21 protein-coding genes and 1 riboswitch are annotated in these 24,343 nt (G+C 38.6%); of the genes, 13 read left to right on the top strand and 8 right to left on the bottom strand.

All coding sequences use genetic code 11. The features are described from left to right. Positions 1–69: 69 nt before the first annotated feature. Both ispA and xseB read right to left on the bottom strand, forming a co-directional pair. A complete protein-coding gene (gene ispA / locus HMPREF2750_RS02470) occupies positions 70–963 on the bottom strand; it encodes a (2E,6E)-farnesyl diphosphate synthase (RefSeq protein ID WP_070582443.1) in 894 nt (297 codons plus the stop codon). Between the two features lie 3 nt (positions 964–966). After that, positions 967–1,209 carry an exodeoxyribonuclease VII small subunit gene (gene xseB, locus HMPREF2750_RS02465; protein ID WP_005696153.1) on the bottom strand — a complete coding sequence of 81 codons (243 nt, stop codon included), beginning with the start codon at positions 1,207–1,209 and terminating at the stop codon, positions 967–969. Between the two features lie 167 nt (positions 1,210–1,376). On the opposite strand from xseB, the gene thiI reads away from it, so the two are divergent. Next, a complete protein-coding gene (gene thiI / locus HMPREF2750_RS02460) occupies positions 1,377–2,828 on the top strand; it encodes a tRNA uracil 4-sulfurtransferase ThiI (RefSeq protein WP_070582442.1) in 1,452 nt (483 codons plus the stop codon). Between the two features lie 34 nt (positions 2,829–2,862). Here the strand turns inward: thiI and yvcK are convergent, their stop codons facing one another. Continuing rightward, a complete protein-coding gene (yvcK, locus tag HMPREF2750_RS02455; RefSeq protein ID WP_070582441.1) occupies positions 2,863–3,807 on the bottom strand; it encodes a gluconeogenesis factor YvcK family protein in 945 nt (314 codons plus the stop codon). Positions 3,808–3,964: 157 nt separating this feature from the next. After that, a riboswitch (molybdenum cofactor riboswitch) is annotated at positions 3,965–4,106 on the top strand. On the opposite strand from yvcK, the gene moaA reads away from it, so the two are divergent. From moaA to HMPREF2750_RS02430, 5 genes are all read left to right on the top strand, one after another. Continuing rightward, a complete protein-coding gene (gene moaA / locus HMPREF2750_RS02450) occupies positions 4,095–5,108 on the top strand; it encodes a GTP 3',8-cyclase MoaA (RefSeq protein ID WP_070582440.1) in 1,014 nt (337 codons plus the stop codon). (Overlaps the previous riboswitch by 12 nt.) A gap of 88 nt (positions 5,109–5,196) precedes the next feature. Continuing rightward, positions 5,197–5,679, top strand: coding sequence for a cyclic pyranopterin monophosphate synthase MoaC (moaC, locus tag HMPREF2750_RS02445; RefSeq protein WP_009499888.1), 483 nt, complete (start codon positions 5,197–5,199; stop codon positions 5,677–5,679). Position 5,680: 1 nt separating this feature from the next. Beyond that, positions 5,681–5,926 (top strand): molybdopterin synthase sulfur carrier subunit, encoded by a 246-nt coding sequence (gene moaD / locus HMPREF2750_RS02440; protein ID WP_070582439.1) that lies wholly within the window; start codon positions 5,681–5,683, stop codon positions 5,924–5,926. Further along, positions 5,927–6,379 carry a molybdopterin synthase catalytic subunit MoaE gene (gene moaE, locus HMPREF2750_RS02435; protein WP_005631888.1) on the top strand — a complete coding sequence of 151 codons (453 nt, stop codon included), beginning with the start codon at positions 5,927–5,929 and terminating at the stop codon, positions 6,377–6,379. It abuts the gene before it with no gap. Between the two features lie 251 nt (positions 6,380–6,630). Next, complete coding sequence (locus HMPREF2750_RS02430) at positions 6,631–8,913, top strand: YadA family autotransporter adhesin (RefSeq protein ID WP_070582438.1); 2,283 nt, start codon at positions 6,631–6,633, stop codon at positions 8,911–8,913. Positions 8,914–9,013: 100 nt separating this feature from the next. Here the strand turns inward: HMPREF2750_RS02430 and HMPREF2750_RS02425 are convergent, their stop codons facing one another. From HMPREF2750_RS02425 to purE, 3 genes are all read right to left on the bottom strand, one after another. Then, entirely contained in the window at positions 9,014–10,204 is a 1,191-nt protein-coding gene (locus tag HMPREF2750_RS02425; protein WP_070582437.1) for an amino acid aminotransferase, read from the bottom strand. Between the two features lie 138 nt (positions 10,205–10,342). Further along, positions 10,343–11,431: a 5-(carboxyamino)imidazole ribonucleotide synthase gene (purK, locus tag HMPREF2750_RS02420; protein ID WP_070582436.1), complete on the bottom strand. Its 1,089-nt coding sequence runs from the start codon at positions 11,429–11,431 to the stop codon at positions 10,343–10,345. 70 nt (positions 11,432–11,501) lie between these two features. Continuing rightward, the gene (gene purE / locus HMPREF2750_RS02415) at positions 11,502–11,996 is read right to left on the bottom strand and encodes a 5-(carboxyamino)imidazole ribonucleotide mutase (RefSeq protein WP_070582435.1); all 495 of its coding nucleotides are present in this window, start codon (positions 11,994–11,996) and stop codon (positions 11,502–11,504) included. Positions 11,997–12,158: 162 nt separating this feature from the next. On the opposite strand from purE, the gene pepN reads away from it, so the two are divergent. From pepN to rnm, 5 genes are all read left to right on the top strand, one after another. Continuing rightward, positions 12,159–14,768 carry an aminopeptidase N gene (pepN, locus tag HMPREF2750_RS02410; protein WP_070582434.1) on the top strand — a complete coding sequence of 870 codons (2,610 nt, stop codon included), beginning with the start codon at positions 12,159–12,161 and terminating at the stop codon, positions 14,766–14,768. Between the two features lie 150 nt (positions 14,769–14,918). After that, on the top strand, positions 14,919–16,529 hold the full coding sequence (locus HMPREF2750_RS02405; protein ID WP_070582433.1) for an ABC transporter substrate-binding protein: 1,611 nt from the start codon (positions 14,919–14,921) through the stop codon (positions 16,527–16,529). 136 nt (positions 16,530–16,665) lie between these two features. Further along, positions 16,666–17,685 carry a quinone-dependent dihydroorotate dehydrogenase gene (gene pyrD, locus HMPREF2750_RS02400; protein ID WP_070582432.1) on the top strand — a complete coding sequence of 340 codons (1,020 nt, stop codon included), beginning with the start codon at positions 16,666–16,668 and terminating at the stop codon, positions 17,683–17,685. Between the two features lie 12 nt (positions 17,686–17,697). Next, positions 17,698–18,318 (top strand): Type 1 glutamine amidotransferase-like domain-containing protein, encoded by a 621-nt coding sequence (locus HMPREF2750_RS02395; RefSeq protein WP_070582431.1) that lies wholly within the window; start codon positions 17,698–17,700, stop codon positions 18,316–18,318. Between the two features lie 8 nt (positions 18,319–18,326). Next, the gene (gene rnm / locus HMPREF2750_RS02390) at positions 18,327–19,151 is read left to right on the top strand and encodes an RNase RNM (RefSeq protein WP_070582430.1); all 825 of its coding nucleotides are present in this window, start codon (positions 18,327–18,329) and stop codon (positions 19,149–19,151) included. 27 nt (positions 19,152–19,178) lie between these two features. Here rnm and HMPREF2750_RS02385 read toward each other — a convergent pair whose 3' ends face one another. Then, entirely contained in the window at positions 19,179–20,078 is a 900-nt protein-coding gene (locus tag HMPREF2750_RS02385; protein ID WP_070582429.1) for a LysR family transcriptional regulator, read from the bottom strand. Between the two features lie 97 nt (positions 20,079–20,175). On the opposite strand from HMPREF2750_RS02385, the gene topA reads away from it, so the two are divergent. Then, complete coding sequence (gene topA, locus HMPREF2750_RS02380) at positions 20,176–22,782, top strand: type I DNA topoisomerase (protein WP_070582428.1); 2,607 nt, start codon at positions 20,176–20,178, stop codon at positions 22,780–22,782. Between the two features lies 1 nt (position 22,783). Beyond that, on the top strand, positions 22,784–23,344 hold the full coding sequence (locus tag HMPREF2750_RS02375) for an LOG family protein (protein ID WP_070582427.1): 561 nt from the start codon (positions 22,784–22,786) through the stop codon (positions 23,342–23,344). A gap of 36 nt (positions 23,345–23,380) precedes the next feature. On the opposite strand, the gene HMPREF2750_RS02370 is transcribed toward HMPREF2750_RS02375, so the two are convergent. After that, positions 23,381–24,214 carry a DUF4198 domain-containing protein gene (locus HMPREF2750_RS02370; RefSeq protein ID WP_054419576.1) on the bottom strand — a complete coding sequence of 278 codons (834 nt, stop codon included), beginning with the start codon at positions 24,212–24,214 and terminating at the stop codon, positions 23,381–23,383. Between the last annotated feature and the right edge of the window lie 129 nt (positions 24,215–24,343).

Below are 24,343 nucleotides of genomic sequence, written 5' to 3'. Positions count from 1 at the left end.
ATATTCGTTAGTCCTAAAATGTGAAAAAAGTGACCGCACTTTGAAAAATCAAAGTCAGCGCTGTCACCATTAACTTTTACGATTGACAATAAATTCAGCTAATGCACGCAATGCAGTGGTATCAAAAGGTAAATTGTCTAATTCATGTAAAGCAGTTTGATAGAGTTCTTGTGCTTTTTGTTTCGCGCCCTCTAATCCTAACAGCTTTGGATAAGTGCTTTTATCTAAATCTAAATCAGATCCCACCGGTTTACCGATTTCCGCACTGTCGCCTTCAATATCTAAAATGTCATCTTGCACTTGGAAAGCTAAACCAATAGCTTGTGAATAACGTTCTAGTTGTTGCTCTAATTCTTTGTTTTCAAAGTGAGGCGAGCAGATAAAACCCATTTTTAATGCGGCCGTTAGCAATGCACCAGTTTTGTTGCGATGAATAAGCTCTAATTCGGTTAAATTAACTTGTTTATGCTCAGAAATTAAATCTAAGCTTTGCCCTAAACACATGCCTTGTACGCCAGATGCTTGGGCTAAGACTTTCACCAATTGCAATTTTTGTTCTGCAGAAAGAGAAGGGGCTAGTGTAAGAATTTCAAAGGCAAAAGCTTGTAATGCATCGCCAGCTAAAATGGCCGTGGCTTCATCAAAAGCAATATGACAAGTTGATTGACCACGACGAAGTTCATCGTTGTCCATAGCTGGTAAATCATCATGGATTAAAGAATAAGCGTGAATAGATTCAATAGCTGCTGCGGCATAATCTAAAGCGGGCATTTCTGCACCCAGCATTTTTCCCGTTGCATAGACAAGAAAAGGACGAACGCGTTTACCGCCTAGCAATAAGCCATATTTCATGGCATCACGCAAAGGGGCATTATAAGAGTCAATTTCTTCAAATTGATTGGTTAAAAACTGATTAATGCGATCTTGAACTTGTTTGAGTTCAGTGCCGAATTGATAACTCATGGATTACTCGTCCCCTTGATAATCACTTAATGGGGCGGTTTCGCTTTTTTGTAACAAAATTTGAATACGTTGTTCTGCTTGTTGCAAGCGCTCTTGACCAAGTTGAGCCAATTTAATGCCGTTCTCAAATTCTTTCAGCGCATCTTCCAATGGTAATTCACCGCTTTCAAGTTTTGTCACAATTGTTTCTAATTGTGCAAGTGTTGTTTCAAAATCAGGTTCAGCATTTGCTGGTTTACGCGCCATTAAATTATCCTTTTCAGATGAATAAATTGCTCCGTATTGTACTTGATTTTTATAGGGATGTTAAAAACTTATTTCAAAGTGCGGTCAGTTTTTCGTGAGAATTTGAACTTTGTGGGATCTGGAATTTAGCGTACAATACGGCCATTTTTTATTATTCACAGATTATTATGAAATTTATCGTTAAACTTTTTCCTGAAATTATGATTAAAAGCGAAACCGTGCGTAAGCGTTTCGCGAAAATTTTGACCTCAAATATCCGCAATATTTTACAGAAATATGATGAAGAAACAGCGGTTGTTCGTCATTGGGATTACATCGAAGTGCGGTCAAAAAATGAAGCAAACCGTGAAGAATTAATTGCGCTTTTACAACGCATTCCGGGGATTCATCATTTTTTAGAGGTGGAAGAAAAACCGTTTACCGATTTACATCATATCTTTGAGTTGACCTTAGCAGATGTGGCTACTCAACTTGAAAACAAAACCTTTTGTGTACGTGTAAAACGTAAAGGGAAACATGATTTTAGTTCCATTGAAGCTGAACGTTATATCGGTGGTGGTTTAAATCAGCATATTGAAAGCGCAAAAGTACGCTTAAAAAATCCTGATGTGACGGTGCGTATTGATATTGAAGATGACAAAATGATGCTGGTGAGAGCTCGTCATGTTGGTCTTGGTGGTTATCCAATTGGGACACAAGAAGATGTGCTTTCATTGATTTCAGGTGGTTTTGATTCTGGCGTATCTAGTTATATGCTTATTCGCCGTGGTTCACGTGTGCATTATTGTTTCTTCAATTTAGGTGGGGCAGCCCATGAAATTGGCGTGAAACAAATGGCTTACCATATTTGGAATCGTTATAGTTCATCACATAAAGTCCGTTTTATTGCCATTCCTTTTGAAGGCGTAGTAGGTGAGATTTTAGAGAAAGTCGATAACGGCCAAATGGGCGTCGTGTTAAAACGAATGATGGTGCGAGCTGCAAGTAAAGTTGCACAACGTTTTGATATTCAAGCCATTGTTACCGGCGAAGCTCTCGGACAAGTTTCCAGCCAAACTTTAACCAATTTACGTTTAATTGATGAAGCTGCAGATGCATTAGTCTTACGTCCACTTATTACCCATGATAAAGAACAAATTATCGCGATGGCGAAAGAGATCGGTACGGATGATATTGCCAAATCCATGCCTGAATTCTGTGGAGTGATTTCTAAAAATCCAACGATTAAAGCGGTACGTGAAAAAATTCTTGAAGAAGAAAATCACTTTGATTTTGGCGTGTTGGAAAGTGCGGTTGAAAATGCACAATATTTAGATATTCGCCAAATTGCAGAAGAAACAGAGAAAGAAGTGGTAGAAGTAGATACCATTTCAGTGCTTGGTGAAAACGATATTATTTTAGATATTCGTAGCCCTGAAGAGACAGATGAAAACCCATTTGAATTAGACGAGCATCAAGTAATGCAGTTGCCGTTTTATAAATTATCTTCACAATTCGGCTCATTAGATCAAAGTAAAAACTATGTGCTTTATTGTGAGCGAGGCGTGATGAGTAAACTGCAAGCACTTTATTTAAAAGAAAATGGTTTCACGAATGTGAGAGTTTTCGGGAAAAAATAAGCAAAAAATGACCGCACTTTAACGTGCGGTTTTTTTATTCGTAATCTAATTCACCCACTAATTCATCGATAGCTTTGGCAAGTAATGTTCTGTCATGACGATAGCTAATATCATCCGCATTCAAGCGTTTAGCTAAGATTTTAATGGAAGAAATCGCAGACAAACCGACCGCACTTTGTTCACGATAAGGGGTTATAGCACCATCAATAATGGATTCGCCGGTAATTTCATTAATTTTCTGAATACGATCAGCCAGTGAAAGCTGAGAGGCAGCGCCAATTTCTACCCCTAAATTATCAATAAAAATCACTTTCGCTTTGCTATTACGCAGGGCAGTCGCTAATTCAGGTAGCAATAGCGGAGGCATAATACTCGTCATAAAACTTCCTGGACCAAGTAAAATGACTTCCGCTTGCTCCAATGCTTGGATGGCTTCTTGTGCGGCTTTAACCATGGGCACTAAGAAAAGTGATTGGGGTAATTCTGTTAAATTATCAATGCTCACTTCCCCCACAATACTGGAGCCGGAACCTAAACTCGCGGCAAGATGAACAGGTTCTTCTGACATGGGAATAATGTGAGATTTTACTTTGAGTAATTCACGAATTAAGTTAATGGCTTCAATAGGGCGAATATGCATATCTTCTAAGGCTTTGAGCATTAAATTGCCTAAATTATGCCCAGAAAGTTCACCTTCACCAGTAAAGCGGTATTCAAATAATGCAGATGCTGTACTTGGCTCAATGATGATTTGGTTTAAGCAATTACGTAGATCGCCCCATGCGATACCACCTCGTTCTTGGCGAATACGACCCGTTGAACCGCCGTTATCTGTGGTGGTGACAATACCGGTTAAACGCTCTTTCATAAAACTAAGCGCCGATAATACACGCCCTAATCCATGGCCACCACCAATGGCAACAATATGTTTGATTTCGTCTAAATGTTCATGACGGCTGTGACGAGATAAATCAGACATTTTTCTTCCTTTTTTACCTATAAATAATTATAAAAAATAATGTTATATATTTTTTTATATAAGTTGATGCTGTTATTTTTATTAATATAGTCGGGTTATTCTACCAAATTATTGCTATTAACCGCTTGCTTTTATTACAATACCAATACAATTTATTTTTAACGCATAACTCCGAGCTTGTTTAGCCTAAGTTTCATAAGAAATACGGTGGCAAGCCAATAACGCGGTACGTTATTCAGGGATACGCTGGAAACGGTTTATCCTCTCCATATTTAGAAAGGTGTAAAATGCAATCCATTCCTATCAAGAACGTAGGAGAGTCTCGCTTAGTCGATCCTTTCCAACGCCAATATTACTATCTACGACTGTCGATTACCGAACAGTGTAACTTTCGTTGTACCTATTGTTTGCCTGATGGTTATCAACCTGAAGCTAACAAGCCAAGTTTCTTAACTTTAAAAGAAATTACCCATCTCGCTCAAGCGTTTGCTGAAATGGGTACAGAAAAAATCCGTTTAACGGGTGGCGAACCGACTTTACGCAAAGATTTTATTTCTATTGCTGAAAGCATTGCTAATATTGATGGAATCCGTCAATTAGCCGTCACGACAAATGGCTATCGCATGGCAAAAGATGTGGCTGATTGGAAGAACGCAGGAATTACGTCCATTAACGTCAGTGTTGATAGCTTAGATCCCAAAATGTTCCATCAAATTACGGGTATCAATAAATTTGATGACGTGATGCGTGGTATCGATCGTGCATTCGAAGTGGGCTACAACAAAGTTAAAGTCAATTCAGTTTTGATGAAAAATTTGAATGACAAAGAGTTTGAGCAATTCCTTGTTTGGGTGAAAGATCGCCCAATTCAAATGCGTTTTATCGAACTCATGCAAACGGGCGAAATGGATAGTTTCTTTGATAAATTCCATCTTTCAGGACAAGTATTAGCGGATAAATTGCTGCAAAACGGTTGGCAATTACAACACAAATCCCATACTGATGGGCCTGCTAAAGTATTCACGCATCCTGATTATGCAGGTGAAATTGGCTTAATTATGCCTTATGAGAAGAATTTCTGCGCAAGCTGTAATCGTCTTAGAGTATCAGCGAAGGGCAAACTTCATCTCTGTTTATTCGGTGAAGAAGGCATTGAATTACGTGATTTATTGCAATCCCATGAACAGCAAGATATTTTGCAAGCACGTATTTTTTCTGCATTGCAAGGCAAACGTGAACATCATTATTTGCATATCGGTGATAGTGGCGTAAGAAATCATTTAGCTTCTATCGGTGGCTAAAAGAAAATAGGTGACTTTTATTATTCACTTATTTTGCTTTCATCACACATGTAAAACATTCAATATTTTAACCGCACTTTATTTTATTATGACTACATTTACGCATATCAATTCTCAAGGCGAAGCCAATATGGTGGATGTTTCTGCAAAAGCAGAGACCGTTCGTGAAGCTCGTGCTGAAGCCATTGTGACCATGTCAAAAGAAACCCTTTCCATGATCGTGGAAGGCAAACATCACAAAGGCGATGTATTTGCTACAGCACGTATTGCAGGTATTCAAGCGGCAAAACGTACTTGGGAACTTATCCCACTTTGCCATCCATTGTTACTTTCTAAAGTAGAAGTGAATTTAGAACCGTTACTTGAAACAAACCAAGTTCGTATTCAATCTCTTTGTAAATTAACCGGAAAAACTGGCGTAGAAATGGAAGCATTAACGGCAGCAAGCGTAGCAGCCTTAACCATTTACGATATGTGTAAAGCCGTACAAAAAGACATGGTAATTGAGCACGTTCGCCTGTTAGAAAAGAGCGGTGGAAAATCCGGTCATTTTATTGCGGAGGAAAAATAAGATGTTAAATGTTTTATTTTTTGCTCAAACTCGAGAGTTAATTGGGGAAGATTCTATTCAGCTTGAAGGCGATTTTGCGACAGCAGAAGCGGTGTGTGAACATCTCGCTCAAAAAGGTGATAGATGGGCGTTAGCGTTAGAAAAAGGGAAGCTTTTAGTCGCTATCAATCAAACCTTGATGCCATTAGAAAGTGCGGTCAAAAATGGGGATGAAATTGCATTTTTCCCACCGGTAACAGGGGGCTAAATGACGGATATTCAAATTTCAGTACAAGAACAGCCTTTCGATCAAAATGCCGTTTACCAATGGCTTTCTGAACAACATTCGGTTGGTGCAACGGTTATTTTCGTGGGTAAAGTTCGCGATCTTAATTTAGGCGATGAGGTATCCAGCTTATACTTAGAACATTATCCCGCCATGACAGAGAAAGCCTTACGTGAAATTGTAGAACAGGCGAAAGCGCGTTGGGATATTCAACGAGTATCTGTGATACATCGAGTAGGGCTTTTGCATACTGGCGATGAAATAGTTTTAGTCGGCATCAGTTCTGCTCACCGAGGTGACGCCTACCACGCTAATGAATTTATTATGGACTTCTTAAAATCCAAAGCCCCGTTCTGGAAAAAAGAACAAACCAATCAAGGGGAACGCTGGATTGAAGCAAGAGAGAGCGATAAAGAAGCGTTAGAGAAGTGGTAATTCAATATAAAAAACATGGTCATTTTTATGGCCATTTTTTATTCCTGTAAAAAAAGTGTAACTGCATTTTGGTATATTATGTGATGATTTGTAAATTTCTTTATTTTTCAATGAGAAATACTGTTTTATTGAATGATATGTAAAATAATGTAAATTTAGTATTCATTGTAATAAATATTGTATTATACTTGTGCGGTATTGTTCAGGGTTATTTGTACTTGAATATAACCATATACAATAGGAAATTAATTATGAATCATGTTTTTAAAATTATCTGGAATACAGTAAACCAATGCTGGATTGCTGTTTCAGAACTAAGCAAATCTGTGGGTAAATCATCTCAAATAGACAAACGTAAAGCATTAAATGTAATTATTGGAGCTGCAGTTTTAGCGGGTGTAAGCACAACCGCAATGGCTGAAACCAATGTGGTATCAAATGATCAGGGAAATATCGTTGGTGGTATTGGTGCGAGCGCTCTTGGTGGAACTGGTACAACAGGAAATTCTGTTGTTTTAGGTAATAAAGCTAAATCTGAAACAACTGAGAGCGTAGTAATTGGTGGTAATACTACAAATACAGGACGTTGGTCAGTAACTTTGGGTGATAAAGCTAATGGTAATTCTCAATACGGCGTGACGATTGGTGATCGTGCATCAACAGGTAAAGGCGGAAACGCAATTGCTATCGGTTTAATGGCAAAAACCTCTAATGAGAAAGTGGGTGGAAATAGCCAAACTGCTGTAGGGGCAGCATCTTATGCTGATGGTGAAGCAGCTTCAGCCTTTGGTGCAACAGCAAATGCAACAGGCGCTCTAGCAACCGCTGTTGGTAGAAACTCAAAAGCTCTCGCACTAAGTGCTTCTGCTTTTGGTGATAGTGCATCAGCTTCAGCATGGGGTGCAACTGCATTAGGTCGTGGTGCATCGGCTAGAGCAGATAATTCTATTGCTGTGGGCTCAGAAGCAGTGACAGAAGGACGAGAATCTACAGCATTGGGACGTCGTTCTTACGCTGGCGCTCAAAGTGCTGCGGCTCTAGGTACCGGAGCTAATGCAAGTGGGGTTGTTTCGACAGCTGTAGGTAATGGGGCTAAAGCGAGTGCTTTAGGAGCTTCAGCATTAGGTAATACTGCAGATGCTAGTGGTAGAGGTTCAATGGCTTTCGGTTATGCATCTAAAGCTTCAGGTGTGGATGCATTGGCATCTGGCTCTAATGCTAATGCTTCATCAATGAATGCAGTTGCGGTTGGTAAAGATAGTAATTCTTCTGCTGTTAATGCTATTGCTCTTGGTCAAGCGAGTAATGCCTCTGCGGTTAGTGCTGTTGTGATTGGTACTCAAGCAAAAGCTACGCATGAAAATTCTGTGACATTGGGTTCTTATTCAAGCAGTGCAGCCAATGATTTTAATCAGACAGCAAAAGCTTTATCTTATTTTGGTGATAAGAGCAGCGTGACAGTTAAGTACAATGGTACTTCTTCAACTCAAAAAGGCGCAGTATCTGTCGGTGATGGAAAACTTGTTCGCCAGATCCAAAATGTGGGTGCGGGTCGAATTACTGCTGAATCAACCGATGCAGTAAATGGTAGTCAGTTATATCAAGCCTATTACAATGCAGGCTTTAATATTCAAAACAATGATACTGACACATCACGTATTAATACCAATGGCAAAGTAAATTTTGTGAATGGTGAAAATACTAAAGTCGTTGTTGAAGATGGTGATAATGCTGCAAAAATTACAGTGAATGCAAAAGACACTTCAGCATCAGTTGAAGCTGGTTCTGATGCAATTACTGTAACAGTAGGTGGAGAAACGACTAAAAAAGATGGTCTTTCTGTTACCACAGTAACCAATTACAAAGTAGATCTTTCACAAAAAACCAAAGATGAAATCAAAAACGCAGGTGGTCGTGGATTTAACGTGACTGCAAGTGCATCTGAAGGTACTGTTGTAAATGAAGTAACAGAAGAAACGGTTCAATCTACTGCAACAAAAATGGATAAATTGACACTTGATGCGGGTAAAAATATTAAATTAACCCACAAAAAAGGCAAAGTGTTAAGTGTTGCAGTATCTGATACACCAACATTTACCAATGTCACAACAACGGGTGATATCAACATTGGTGGTACTGTTCATGCACATGGTGGCTTGGATGTTCACAATAATCGAATTGTGAATGTGGCAGATCCTAAAGACCCAACTGATGCAGTAAATAAACGTTATGTTGATAATGCAGTGAAAAACATTAATAACAACATCAATCGTTTAGACAACAAAATTGATCACGTTGATCGTCGTTTACGTGCAGGTATTGCAGGTGCGACAGCGATTTCTTTCTTACAACGTCCAAATGAAGCGGGTAAAAGCTTAGTTTCTGTTGGTGTTGGTGGTTATCGCAACGAAAATGCATTAGCGGTTGGTTATGGTCGAAACTCTGATAATAATAAAATTTCGATTAAAGTTGGTGCAAGTATTAATTCCCGCAGTGATGTGAACTGGGGCGGAAGCATCGGTTACCAATGGTAATTATTTGATAAAAAGGCAGAGTAAAATCTGCCTTTTCTTTTGTTATGTTGAGATGAAAAAAAGTGCGGTCAAATTTAACCGCACTTTTTGTTTTTATTGATTAAAGCACTTTCACAATACTTTCACACAAATAACGAATATTGTCTTCAGTGATACCAGCCACATTGATACGACCAGAACGAACAGCGTAAATCGCAAATTCTTCTTTTAAGCGATCAACTTGTTCAGGTGATAAGCCACTGAAAGAGAACATACCATTTTGTTCCATGATAAAGCTGAAATCTTGTTCTGCACCGTATTCTTTTAATAACTGAACGAATAAATGACGCATTTTTTTGATACGTTCACGCATTTCAGTCAATTCATTTTCCCATTCTTGGCGAAGTTGTGCATCATTTAATACTGTTGCTACGGTCGCCCCACCGTGAGATGCAGGGTTAGAGTAGAGTGTACGAATAATTGATTTCACCTGTGTTAATGCTGTTGAAGCAATTTCTGCATTTTCAGCCACAAGGGTAAAGGCACCTACGCGCTCATTGTATAAACCAAAGTTTTTAGAGAATGAACTCGCCACTAATAATTCTTTATGATTTGCCGCAAAAGCACGTAAACCGTAAGCATCTTGGTCTAAGCCATTTGCTAAACCTTGATAAGCAAAGTCAAAGAGTGGTAACCAGCCATTTTTTGCTGAAAGCGCAGCTAATTCTTGCCATTGCTCAGGGGTTGGGTCAATACCGGTTGGGTTGTGGCAGCAACCGTGTAAAAGCACTACATCACCTTCGATTGCTTGGCTTAAATCTTCAAGTAAATGTTCCCAGTCAAGGGCTTTGCGTTCAGCATCATAATAACGATATTCACGAATCGTCATGCCTACCGCATTGAAAATGGCATTGTGGTTTGGCCATGTTGGCGTGCTAATCCACACATTTTGAGCTTTGGTTTGGCGTTTGATGAACTCCGCAGCAATACGTAATGCACCTGTACCGCCTAAGCTTTGTACCGTTCTTGCACGATTTGCTTTAATGACTTCTGAATCTTTACCGAAAAGGAGTTCTTTTGTACGTTCGTTATAATCTGCAATACCATCGATAGTCAGATAGTTTTTCGTTTTTTCGTTATCAAATAAGCGTTTTTCGGCTTCTTTTACCGCACGCATAATCGGTGTTGTACCTTGTGCATCTTTATAAACGCCAATACCTAAATTGATTTTATTTTCACGTGTTTCAGATTTGAATGCTTCGCCTAAGCCTAAGATAGGATCGGCCGGAGCCGCTTTGATATGTTCAAACATAGCTTTTCCTTATGTATGTGTTGTGAGATGAGTAATTTTATACTTCAGTCGATGGATTTTATCAAGAAGAACCTAATAAAAATCAACCGCACTTTGATGTTTTTAGATATTCATCAAAAAGTGCGGTTGTTTTTTCAATTATTTTAATTTTTCAATTGCCCAATTTAAACCGGATTGATAGTCTTCAGGGAGTTCATGGCGAAGTTTTTCAAGCTGTTGGATAATGATTGTTTTATCAGGATGCGTAATATTAATATGACCTAATTTCCGACCTGGACGAACTTCCTTACCATACCAATGTAACTGAGAGAAAGGCGTGTTCAACCATTGTGGATTATGTTTTGTACCAATCAAGTTGACCATGACACTTGGTGCAATGGGCTGTAATGACGGAGTAGGTAAATCTAACAAGGCACGTAGATGCAATTCAAATTGACTAATAGCACAACCTAATTGTGTCCAATGACCACTGTTATGCACTCGAGGGGCAAGCTCATTAATTAATAATTTATCCCCCACCACAAAGCATTCCATTGCCATTACACCTACATATTCAAGCTTATCCATGATTTTTCCGAGCATAGATTCAGCCTGAATTTGTTGGCTTTGTTGTTGAGGAAATGAAATATCTGTCACGCTGTAACGTAAAATGCCATTTTGCTGCAGGTTATGCGTCACAGGATAGAAACGTTTTTCACCATTTTTAAATCTTGCGCCAACGATAGACACTTCATAATCAAAAGGAATAAATTTTTCTGCGATAACTTCACCGAATAAATCGTCCGTAATATCACGTTGATTACTTTCAGTAATAATCCATTGACCACGGCCGTCATAACCACCGGTGCGACGTTTAACAACGACTTTTTCACCTACGTTTTTAAATACTTCAGACCATTGCGTTTTATCTTTTAATAAACACCATGGCGAGGTAGAGAGATTGAGTTCATCTAGTAAGGATTTTTGGGTAAAGCGATCAGCCAATAAGCCAAAAACATTCTGATTAACGAAATTCTTGTGATGACCTAATAACTCGGTTAACGGTGTTTTTTCCCAACGTTCAATTTCTGCGGTGATGATGGCATCTTTAGGTAAATCAAATACGGGTGCATTGAACTCAAGCGGTTGAACGTGAATATCTAAAGGTGCGCCTGCATAACGTAACATTCTGCCGAGTTGACCATTACCAAGCACATAAACGGTAGGATATAGGGTAGAGTTTTGCATAAAATTTCTCATCAAATCTAGCTAAAAAAACAACCGCACTTTAAAAAGTGCGGTCAAATTGCAAGGTGTTTTATGTACGTGGATCAGGATTAGCCAATACCATATTGGTTTGATTTTCGCGGAATACTTGTAGGCGAGCGAATAACGCATCATCCCAACCTGCAAGAATTTGTGCAGCGAGTAATCCTGCATTAGCAGCACCAGCAGGGCCAATAGCTAACGTACCGACAGGAATGCCTTTAGGCATTTGCACGATAGAATAGAGACTATCAACACCGCTTAACATAGAACTTTTAACAGGGACACCCAATACCGGTACAAGCGTTTTAGCTGCAATCATACCGGGTAAATGAGCAGCGCCACCCGCACCTGCAATAATCACTTTGTAACCATTTTTTTGTGCATTTTCGGCAAATTCAAACAGTTTGTCGGGGGTTCGATGTGCGGAAACAACTTCAACATGATATGCCACATTGAGTTCATCTAAAATTTGAGTGGCTTCTTGCATGGTTGCCCAATCGCTTTTTGAGCCCATAACAATAGCAATTTGTGTGGTATTTGACATATTTTAAAAAAAATTATCTGATAAAAAACGATGCGTAGAATAGCATATTTACCTACTTTTAAGCAAACGTTTGCCATGTGGTAAAAACTGAAAATTCCATTGCAAGTTTTGTCATAAAATCTTATCCTAATACGAGTTTTTTTCTTAGAAATAGAGCAGATTATGTTAGCTAAAGCGAAATATAGAAAAGATTACAAACAACCTGATTTTACAGTTACGGATATTTTCCTTGATTTTCAATTAGATCCTAAGCATACCGTTGTCACTGCAAAAACAACCTTCCAACGTTTAAATGATGAAGCAACCCATCTACGATTAGATGGTCATGGCTTCCAATTTGCCTCCATTAAATTCAATGGTGAAGATTTCAAACATTATCATCAAGATCACGAAAGTTTAACGTTAGATTTAACCAATCAAAGTGCGGTCAATTTTGAACTTGAAATTGTGACGAATTTAGAGCCTGCACAAAACACCTCTTTACAAGGGCTTTATCAATCTGGCGAGGGCATTTGTACACAATGTGAAGCGGAAGGTTTCCGTCAAATCACTTATATGCTTGATCGCCCAGATGTATTGGCGCGCTATACAACCAAAATTACCGCAGATAAGACTAAATATCCTTACTTACTTTCTAATGGTAATCGCATTGCAAGTGGTGAATTAGAGGACGGTCGTCATTGGGTTGAATGGAATGACCCATTCCCGAAACCAAGCTATTTATTTGCTTTAGTGGCAGGTGATTTTGATTTATTACAAGATACCTTTACGACAAAAAGTGGTCGTGAAGTAGCCTTAGAGCTTTATGTTGACCGTGGCAATCTTGATCGTGCTTCTTGGGCAATGGAAAGCCTGAAAAAAGCGATGAAATGGGATGAAGAGCGTTTCAATTTAGAATACGACTTAGATATTTACATGATTGTTGCAGTGGACTTCTTCAATATGGGTGCCATGGAAAATAAAGGGTTGAATATTTTTAACTCTAAATTTGTGTTGGCAAATCCACAAACAGCAACCGATGATGATTATCTCGCCATTGAAAGCGTGATTGCACACGAATATTTCCATAACTGGACAGGAAACCGTGTAACTTGCCGTGATTGGTTCCAATTAAGTTTGAAAGAAGGTTTAACGGTTTTCCGTGATCAAGAGTTTTCATCTGACACAGGTTCTCGAGCAGTTAATCGTATTAATAACGTGAAATTCTTACGTACGGTGCAATTTGCTGAAGATGCAAGCCCAATGTCACACCCAATTCGCCCTGAAAAAGTCATTGAAATGAATAACTTCTATACAGTGACCGTATATGAAAAAGGGGCAGAAGTGATTCGTATGTTGCACACCTTATTGGGTGAACAAGGTTTCCAAAAAGGTATGCAACTTTATATTGCTGAAAACGATGGTAAAGCAGCAACCTGTGAAGATTTTGTTTCTGCAATGGAACGTGCAAATGACGTTGATTTAGCACAATTCCGTCGTTGGTATAGTCAATCAGGCACACCTGAATTATTGATTAGCGATACCTATGATGAACAAACTCATACTTATCGTTTAACCGTTTCGCAATCTACGCCACCAACAGCGGACCAAATGGAAAAAGTAAATTTACATATTCCATTAAAAATTGCGCTTTATGATGCCAAAGGCACCAAACAAATGTTACAGCATAACGGTGAATTGTTAAGCGATGTGTTAAATGTAACGGAAAAAGACCAAGTGTTTGAATTCCATGGCATTTATGGTCGCCCAATTCCTGCGTTATTATGTGATTTCTCTGCACCGGTGAAACTCGATTATGATTACACCACAGAGCAGTTATTAGGTTTACTTAAATTTGCAGATAACCAATTTGCTCGTTGGGATGCAGCACAAATGCTCTTTACTCAGGAATTGCGTCGTAATGTTGCACATTTCCAACAAGGTGAAGCCTTTGACATTTCACCTGATGTTTTGACCGCACTTGCGCATGTATTGGAAAATTACGAACAGGATATCGAATTAGCCACATTAATTCTAACCTTACCAAAAGACATTGAGTTTGCAGAAAGTTTTAAAACGATTGATCCTGATGGCATTGCAGCCGCAAGAGAATTTATGTTGGTGCAAATTGCAGAATACTTGAAAGAAGATTTATTGCGTATTTACACTCATATTCGTCTTGAAGATTATCGAGTGACGCAAGAAGATATTGCTTTACGAGCAATGCGTAATCTTTGTTTAAGTTACTTGGCTTACACCAATTTAGGCAACAATGTAGTTCAAAAACATTACAATAATGCCAATAATATGACAGATACTTTGGCTGCATTAAATATGGCAACCAAAGCGGCGTTACCTTGCCGTGATGCCTTGTTGGCCGATTTTGAACAAAAATGGCAACATGATGGCTTGGTCATGGATAAATGGTTTGCTTTACAAGCAACCCGCCCTGATGAAAACGTATTGGAGATTGTACAAGTATTAATGGATCACCCAAGCTTTAACTTCAACAATCCAAACCGTTTGCGTTCATTAGTGGGGAGCTTTGCAAATCACAACTTAAAAGCATTCCATCATATCAGTGGTTCTGGCTATCGTTTCTTAACAGACGTCTTAATTCGTTTAAATGAAAGCAATCCACAAGTGGCAGCACGTTTAATTGAGCCATTAATTCGTTTCTCACGTTTTGATGCACAACGTCAAACATTAATGAAACGCGCCTTAGAACGATTAAGTGCTGTTGAAGATCTCTCAAAAGATTTATTTGAGAAGATTGAAAAAGCCTTGCAATAATCGCTATACAGAGGCTTAATAAATTTAATACGGGATGTCTAATACATTCCGTATTTTTTTCAAATTTGTTAACTATATCAATCTTTTCTTTTATTGACCTTGATAGAATGATTGGTGGCATTTCGCCATGTTAGTTAATAAGGATTTTATATGAAAACATACAAAACATCAGTGCTGGTCAGTATGATGCTTGGCATTTTTTCAACAACAGCATTTTCTGCCACTGTGCCTGCTGGTACGCCACTTTCTGACACTCAAGTCTTCCGTCAAAACACACATAGTGATCCTGGTTCTCTTGATCCCCAATTGGTACAAGAAAATACCGCTGCACAAATTGTGATTGATTTATTTGAAGGGTTAATTTGGTTAGATGAAAATGGACAAGTTCAGCCTGCACAGGCAGAGAAATGGATAGTATCTGACGATGGCAAGATTTATACCTTTTCATTGCGTGATGCAAAATGGTCGGATGGTACACCAGTAACTGCTCAAGATTTTGTGCTAGGTTGGCAACGTGCAGTTGATCCTAAGTTTGGTAGTCCAAATGCTAGTTATTTATCTAAAGCACATGTTTTAAATGCGGAAGATGTGATGCAAGGTAAACTGCCTATGAGCGCTTTGGGCATTAAGGCGATTAATGATAAACAACTTGAAATCAAATTAACCCAAATCACACCTTACTTCTTACAGCTACTCGCATATCCTACAACATTTCCTGTTCCCCATCATAAATTAGCGCAATTTGGTGATAAATGGGCTACCCCTAAAAATATCGTGAGTAATGGTGCTTATAAATTAAAAAAATGGACAATTAACGAGAAAATTACGGCAGAACGTAACCCATTCTATTGGAATGATAAAAAGACGCTTATTAATACTTCAGAATATTTATTTCAAGAAAGTTTGGCTTCAGCCTATCAACGTTACCAAGCTAAAGAATTGGATTTAACTTGGGTACCAGTAGAACAGATTCCACATATTCAAAAACACACACCAGATGCACTGATTGTCGTACCTCGATTAACCACGGAATTCTATACATTCAACGTGGCTAAACCTCCATTTGATAATGAAAAAGTACGCAAGGCGTTATATCTTACCTTAGATAGAACATTGATTGCCGAGCATATTATTGGTTTGCGCAAACCAGCAGCAACATTGACACCACCAGAAGTTGATGGTTTTAATGCGCCAAATATTGCTGAATTAAATCAGCCATTAACAGAAAGAATAGCGCAGGCTAAAAAATTATTAAATGAAGCGGGGTATAGTGAAAAAAAACCGCTTCAATTTGAAATTTTTTATAATAAGTATGCAACTCATGAAAAAGTGGCGTTGGCGCTCGCTTCTGAATGGAAGAAACAATTAGGTGCAGATGTAAAATTACGTACGATGGAATGGAAAACCTACTTGGGTGAACGCAATGTCGGTAATTTCCAATTATCCCGTATGTCTATTGATGCTGAATACAATGAACCGTCTGCATTTCTCAATTCTTTGCTTTCTACATCACCAGAAAATGTGGGGCAGTGGAAGAACAAAAAATTTGATCAAGTCATGAAAGATGCGCAAAGTACTTTAAATGACAAAACTCGTGCTGATTTATATCAACAAGCCGAGCAGCTTATTGCGGAGCAAGCACCTTTAATACCGATTTTCTATTCACCGTTGATCAAAGTAATTAATCCAGCAGTAGGTGGGTTCCCAATGCATAATCCACAGGATTATGTTTATACTAAGGAGCTTTATATTCGTAAGTAGTGTTATCTAAGCACCTTTCGTTGCATATACATTGCTTTCATTTTAAAATGCTATGCAACGAAATTTTCAGCTAAAGTGCGGTTAATTTTGACCGCACTTTCCATTTACAGTGAACTATCCTGAGAGATAAACGAGTATGTATTCTTTGATCCGTAAAGCCATCTTTTCCCTTGATCCTGAAACCGCCCATGATTTAGTGATTAAATCATTGCACTTAGCGGGTAAATCACCTTTTCAATTTTTATTGAAGCAGCTTTTGGCTTGTCCACAAGGTTCGCCTAAGCAAGTAATGGGCATTACGTTTAAAAATCCTATTGGGTTAGCAGCGGGGGCTGATAAAAATGCCGAGGCTATTGATGGCTTTGGTGCGATGGGATTTGGTTTTATTGAAGTCGGTACGGTTACGCCTTTGGCACAAGAGGGAAATGCTAAGCCTCGTCAATTCCGTTTAGTAGAAGCGGAAGGGATTATTAACCGTAATGGATTCAATAATTATGGCATTGATTACGTGGTCGAGAATGTTAAAAAAGCAAAATTTGATGGTGTAATTGGGATTAATATTGGCAAAAATAAAGTCACGCCACTTGAAAAGGGGAAAGATGATTACTTATTTTGCTTAAATAAAGCCTATAACTATGCGGATTATATTACGGTAAATATTTCATCACCGAACACTCCAGATTTGCGTCAATTGCAGTATGGTGATTATTTTGATGATTTACTGCAAAGTGTAAAACAGCGCCAAAAAGTATTAGCTGAGCAATATAATAAATATGTGCCGATTGCAGTAAAAATTGCACCTGATTTATCCGAGACTGAGCTTGTTCAAATTGCAGATACGTTACTTCGTCATCAAATGGACGGGGTAATTGCGACTAATACGACCATTTCTCGCGACAACGTCACATGTCTGAAAAATGCAGAACAACAAGGTGGCTTAAGTGGAAAACCGTTACAGCATAAAAGCACAGAAATTATTCGAAGATTGCATCAAGAGCTGAAAGGTCAAATTCCGATTATTGGGAGTGGTGGCATTGATGGTGTACAAAATGCACAAGAGAAGATTGAAGCGGGTGCTGAATTGTTACAAGTTTATTCGGGTTTGATTTATCACGGTCCAAGCTTAGTTAAAGGCTTGGTTCAGGAGATTAAGTAAGAGAGAAATAATATGAAAACATTATTTCTAGCCTCTTATTTTGCAGCCGTAGAAAATCTTTTCAGACGATTTTTAAAACAGCATTTTTTATTGCATAAAGTGCTGTTTATTCCTACTGCAGGTAATGTCGAAAGCTATGTTGAATACATTGATGAGGCAAAAAATATTTTTCATAAATTAGGTTTTGAAGTCGATGTTTTGGATATAGCCCAAGAAACAGAAGAGGTTATTAAAGAGAAATTAAATCATACACCGATTCTTTACATTTCTGGTGGTAATACGTTTTATCTATTACAAGAGTTGAAAAGAAAGCACTTATTACCACATATAAAAAAACGAATTGATGAAGGTATGCTTTATCTTGGTGAATCTGCCGGTGCTATTATTACCGCCAGCGACATCGAGTATAATCAAATTATGGATGACAAAAATATAGCTATCGATTTGACCAATTATTCAGCTTTAAATTTAGTCGATTTTGCAATTGTTCCACATTATGGTAAGTTTCCTTTTGAAGAGAGTTCAGAGAAAACTGTTCAGATCTATCAATCCAAATTGAATTTACTCCCTTTAACAAATAGTCAAGCTGTAATTGTTGATGAAGATAATTACACTATTCAAACTAATTTATAGGAAAGCCGATGATCAAATATGATTTACATTGCCATAGTACGGCTTCAGATGGTGTTTTAACGCCTACAGAACTCGTACAACGAGCTCATGAGCAAGGTGTCAATGTGCTTGCTTTATGTGATCACGACACCGTGATGGGCATTGATGAAGCCAAAATTGAAGCCGATAAATTAGGTATTGAGCTAATTAATGGCGTGGAAATTTCAACGAATTGGGAAGGTCGTGGTATCCATATTGTTGGATTAAATTTTGATAAAACGCATCCTAAAATGACTGCACTTTTAGCTGAACAAAAATCATTGAGAGAAAAAAGAGCGGTCGAAATTGGTCATAAATTAGAAAAAGCAGGCATCCCCAATGCCTATGAAGGCGCAAAAGAGTTAGCAAACGGAGAAGTAACTCGTGCGCATTATGCACGTTATTTGGTACAAATCGGAAAGGTTTCAAATGATGGGCAAGCCTTTAAGCGTTATCTAGGCGGTGGAAAATCGTGTTTTGTCAAAGCTGAATGGGTAGATATTCCAACAGCGATTGATACGATTCATGCAGCAGGTGGAGTTGCCGTCATTGCTCATCCTATGCGTTATAACATGACAGGAAAATGGATTCGTCGATTAATTGTTGATTTTAAACAATGGGGCGGAGATGGCATGGAAGTTGCAGATAGTGGACAGACTAAAGATCAGCGTCAATATCTTGCGCGTTTAGCCAATGAATATGACTTAGCCGCCTCTTTAGGGTCAGACTTTCATTTTCCTTGCGGATGGATTGAATTAGGAAAGAATTTGTTTTTACCTGAAGAGGTAAAACCGATTTGGACATTATTTGAATAATAAAAGGCGGTCAATCCGCCCTTGTTTTTATATTTGACTGTTCTCACACAAACCGAGACTCGCTAGAAATTCAATAAATGCGCGAACTTTAGCCGGTAAATGACGACGATTTGGGTAAACCACATAAATATCTAAAGGTTTTTGTTTATATTCAGACAAAATTTCAACTAATTCACCTGAAGCAAGCGCTTCTTTTACAAAGAAACCAGGTGAATTGCTGATGCCCAAGCCTGCTTTTGTCATTTCTAACAATGCCATACCATTATTAGAAACCACTTTAGATTGAATTTTATAACGTTGAATTTGATTGGCTTTTGTTGATTGCCAATGCACCTGATTTAACGATGATTTATAAAGTAAACCTTGGTGATATTCTAAATCATCAGGTGTAAGCGGTGTGCCTCGCGACTCTAAATAACTTGGCGAAGCAACAAAATGCATAGGGGAGCTGCTAATTTTACGCGCGACAAGTGAGCTATCTTGCATATAGCCGATACGTAATGCTAAGTCATAGCCTTCCGCAACGAGATCAACACGCTTGTCTTCAAATTCAATTTCTACGTGTAAATTGGGATGAAGCTCAATAAATTTAGGCAAGTTAGGTGAAATATAAAGTAAGCCAAAATCACGCGGCACAGAGATTAATAAATTACCTTGTAAGCTCGTTGTCATATTACTGATGCTAGAGTCAGCCTCGCTTAAATCTAATAGAATGGCTTGGCAACGTTGGTAATAAAGCATACCGGCTTCAGTCGGCACAATTTTTCGTGTTGTACGTTGTAATAATCGTGTTTTTAAATGTTCTTCTAATTGTGAAACTAATTTACTCGCCATTGCCACAGAAATATTCTGTTGGTTTGCAGCTTGTGTAAAACTTTGCGTTTCGATCACTTTGCAGAAAACCGAAATTGCATTGAGTTTATCCATTTATAAATCCTTTTTGAAAAAAAGCTTGATTTTATCAGCGTAAGTTTGCAGTATATCGCCAATTTTACAGAATTCTAGTTATATTTTAGGTAAGCAAATGAGCAAATCTTTAGTGATTGTGGAGTCGCCAGCCAAAGCGAAAACCATCAATAAATATTTAGGTAGCCAGTATGTGGTGAAATCCAGCGTAGGGCATATTTGTGATTTGCCTACTGCAGGGAGTAGCACAGGCGAGAAGGCTAAACCCGTTTCCACTAAAGGATTAAGTGCGGAAGAAAAAAACAAAATTAAAGCAGAAAAAGACCGTGCGGCCTTAGTGAAACGTATGGGAATTGACCCTTATCATGATTGGAAAGCCAATTACCAAATTCTACCAGGCAAAGAAAAAGTGGTAGCCGAATTAAAATCCCTTGCTAAAAAATCCGATCATATTTATCTCGCAACCGACTTGGATAGAGAAGGAGAGGCTATCGCGTGGCATTTACGTGAAGTCATTGGTGGCGATGATAGTCGTTTTAGCCGAGTTGTATTTAATGAGATTACGAAGAAAGCAATTGAAAAAGCATTCCAGCATCCTGCCCACATTAATATGGATCAGGTTAATGCTCAGCAAACCCGTCGTTTCTTAGACCGCGTGGTAGGCTTTATGGTGTCACCATTATTATGGAAGAAAGTGGCACGTGGTTTATCTGCAGGACGAGTACAATCTGTTGCCGTGAAATTGGTGGTAGAGCGTGAACGTGAAATTAAAGCCTTCCAACCGGAAGAGTTTTGGGAAATTGAAGCACTAACCCAAACGAGCAAGAAAGAAGACTTACGTTTGGATGTGGTGCAATATAAAGGCAAGAAATTTGAGCCGAAAAATGAAAAAGAAGCTCAAAGTGCGGTTGATTTTTTAAATAAATCACATTACGTTGTCACAGATTTAGAAACAAAACCAACAGGTTCTAAACCAAGGGCCCCATTTATTACTTCAACCTTACAACAAACTGCAAGTACGCGTTTGGGTTTTGGGGTGAAGAAAACCATGATGTTGGCACAACGTTTATACGAAGCTGGTTACATCACTTATATGCGTACTGACTCTACCAACTTGAGTCAAGATGCATTAAATATGGCACGCTCTTATATCGAAAGCCATTTCGGCAAAGATTATTTGCCAGCTAAACCAAATTTCTATTCGAGCAAAGAAAATGCACAAGAAGCACACGAAGCGATTCGTCCTTCTGATGTGAAAATGCTCGCGGATCATTTAAGTGGTATGGATAAAGATGCCGTGCGCTTGTATGATTTAATCTGGCGTCAATTTGTAGCCTGCCAAATGCCGGCTGCACAATATGACAGCACAACCGTCACTGTAATGGCTGGTGATTATGAATTGAAAGCCAAAGGCCGTATTTTACGCTTTGATGGTTGGACAAAAGTCTTGCCACAATTAGGTAAAAATCCAGAAGACCAAATTTTACCGGCTGTGAGTTTAAACGAAACATTAGCACTAAAAACAGTTTCGCCAAGCCAACACTTCACTAAACCGCCCGCTCGTTTTACTGAAGCAGCATTGGTTAAAGAATTGGAGAAACGTGGTATTGGTCGTCCTTCGACTTATGCGGCAATTATTTCGACTATTCAAGAGCGTGGTTATGTGCGCATTGAAAATCGCCGTTTCTATGCCGAGAAAATGGGCGAAATCGTTACTGATCGCTTAAATCAATCTTTTACTGATTTGATGAGCTACGATTTCACTGCCAACATGGAAAACGTACTAGACCAAATTGCATCCGGTGAGAAAAATTGGAAGGCTGAGTTAAATCAATTCTTCAAAGATTTCTCTACCCAACTTTCTACGGCTGAATTAGATGAGTTAGAAGGTGGAATGAAACCTAATAGCCTTGTGCTCACCGATATTGATTGCCCAACTTGTGGCCGAAAAATGGCGATTCGCACAGCAAGTACAGGTGTCTTCCTTGGTTGTTCTGGTTATGCATTACCACCAAAAGAGCGTTGTAAAACAACGATTAATCTTATTCCAGAAGCTGAATTATTAAATGTGCTAGATGAGGCTTCTGAGACCAAAGCCTTAATGGATCGTAAACGTTGTCCGAAATGCGGTACCGCGATGGATAGCTATATCATTGACCCACATCGTAAATTACATATTTGTGGTAATAATCCAAATTGTGATGGTTATTTGGTTGAACAAGGCCAATTCAAAATTAAAGGCTATGACGGTCCGATTGTAGAATGTGATAAATGCGGTGCTGATATGCACTTAAAACTCGGTCGTTTTGGTAAATATATGGGATGTACCAGCTGTGATAACACCCGTAAGATTTTGAAAAACGGCGAAGTTGCACCACCAAAAGAAGAGCCCGTTCATTTCCCTGAACTGAAATGTGAAAAATCTGATGCGTATTTTGTATTACGTGATGGTGCAAGTGGCGTGTTTATGTCAGCACATAACTTCCCGAAATCACGTGAAACACGACCAGCAAAAGTGGCTGAATTAGCGCTTTATCGTGATCGTTTACCGGAAAAATTACGTTATTTAGCGGATGCGCCACAAAAAGACCCTGAGGGTAATGAAGCCATTATCCGCTTTAGCCGTAAAGAAAAACATCAATATGTGACATCTGAAAAGAATGGCAAAGCCACAAAATGGATTGTGGATTATATTGATGGTAAATGGGTAGAACGGAAAAAGTAGGATGAATATCACGGTTTATTGCGGTGCGAGTTTAGGCAATGATTCAGCCTATCAGGCTGCTGCAGAAAAATTAGGAAAATGGATTGCTGATGGCCAACGTACTTTAGTTTATGGTGGCGGGAAATTGGGATTAATGGGCGTGGTTGCAGATACTGTACTTGCTCATCAAGGCAAGGTAATTGGCATTATTCCTCAATTTTTACAAGACATAGAAGTTTCACATCCTAATTTGACCAAGACCGTGGTTGTTGAAAGCATGTCTGAGCGAAAAAATAAAATGATTGAGCTTGGCGATGCTTATATTGCTTTGCCTGGTGGACCTGGCACTTTAGAAGAGATTGCTGAAGTGATTTCTTGGGCGCGAATTGGAAAAAATAACAATCCTTGTATTCTATTTAATGAAAAGGGGTATTTTGATTCATTAAAGTCCTTTTTTAGCCATATGGTGAAAGAAGGCTTCTTTACTCAAGGTGATTTTGAGAAGATTTTATTCTCCAATAATCTTCAAGAAATCGAAACCTTCATTGAACATTACCAACCTCCAGCGTTAAGAACATATTAAAAAAGTGCGGTTAAATTTGACCGCACTTTTTTATGATTAATGATGATGTTCTGGTTTTGGTGGGAGTTTAGCTCTAGCTTTACCAACAGGGAGAATTAACGTCGCGTAATTCGCTGAATGTTGACAAACTTTTTGATCTTCAAATGGTTCTTTATGAATCACTTTAAGTTTCCAAACACCTTCAATTAATGGAATAAAGTTAACTTTACCTTCTTTGTCTGTTTTACCAGAAAAGGCTTGCGGCTCACGGTGAGATGTCGCTGCTTCCATATCTTTTACAACAAATGTATCAGAGGTTGCGATAATCGTTTCGCCTGCAAGCGGTTGGTCTTTATAGAAAATCTGAACAGGGAAAGCTTCGCCCGCTTTAATTGTTTTTGGATCTTTGAGTGGCACAATTTCAAGTGGTAAGCCGAGGCGTGTCATTGCCATATCTGCATTTAATGGTTTTTTGCCCACTACGGTAAAGGCTTTACCAAACATTTGAGTTTGTTCGCAATAGAATGCATTTGGTGTGCCTTGTAAGTTATCCATTTTCCAACCTTCATTATTTTGTGACCAGAAAGTTGGTTTATAAGTAGCTGTTACCCAATATGAACCGTCTTTTAACGGTTTTTCTGATTGATATTGGTAGTTTTCACCTTTTTGTACTAATGTTTGCATTTCACCATCTTGATTGATGAGTTCCATCGGTGGAAAAATTGCGAGACGTTTTTCAGGAATTTTTTCAACGTAGGGGTAGTCACCATAAGCTAAATCAGCTTTTAAAACGCTATTAGAAGCAAGTTGTGCTGGTGTCGCAACCCAAACTTCATGGGCTTGCGCGAGCGCAGAGAAGCCAAGTAGTGCTGCAATTAATGTTTTTTTCATTGTCTTTCCTTTTTAATAATAAATCAATTTATAGAAAGTCTTCGATAGGGCGGACGAGTATAACGAAAAAGAAATAATGAGACGAATAGAAAAAGTTGATTTTGTGAGGAACTTCACATTTTTTTAACA

Origin of the sequence: Haemophilus sp. HMSC066D02 (genome assembly GCF_001810545.1) — a bacterium.
Taxonomy (GTDB): Bacteria; Pseudomonadota; Gammaproteobacteria; order Enterobacterales; family Pasteurellaceae; genus Haemophilus_D.
This window is presented reverse-complemented; position numbering and strand designations above follow the sequence as displayed.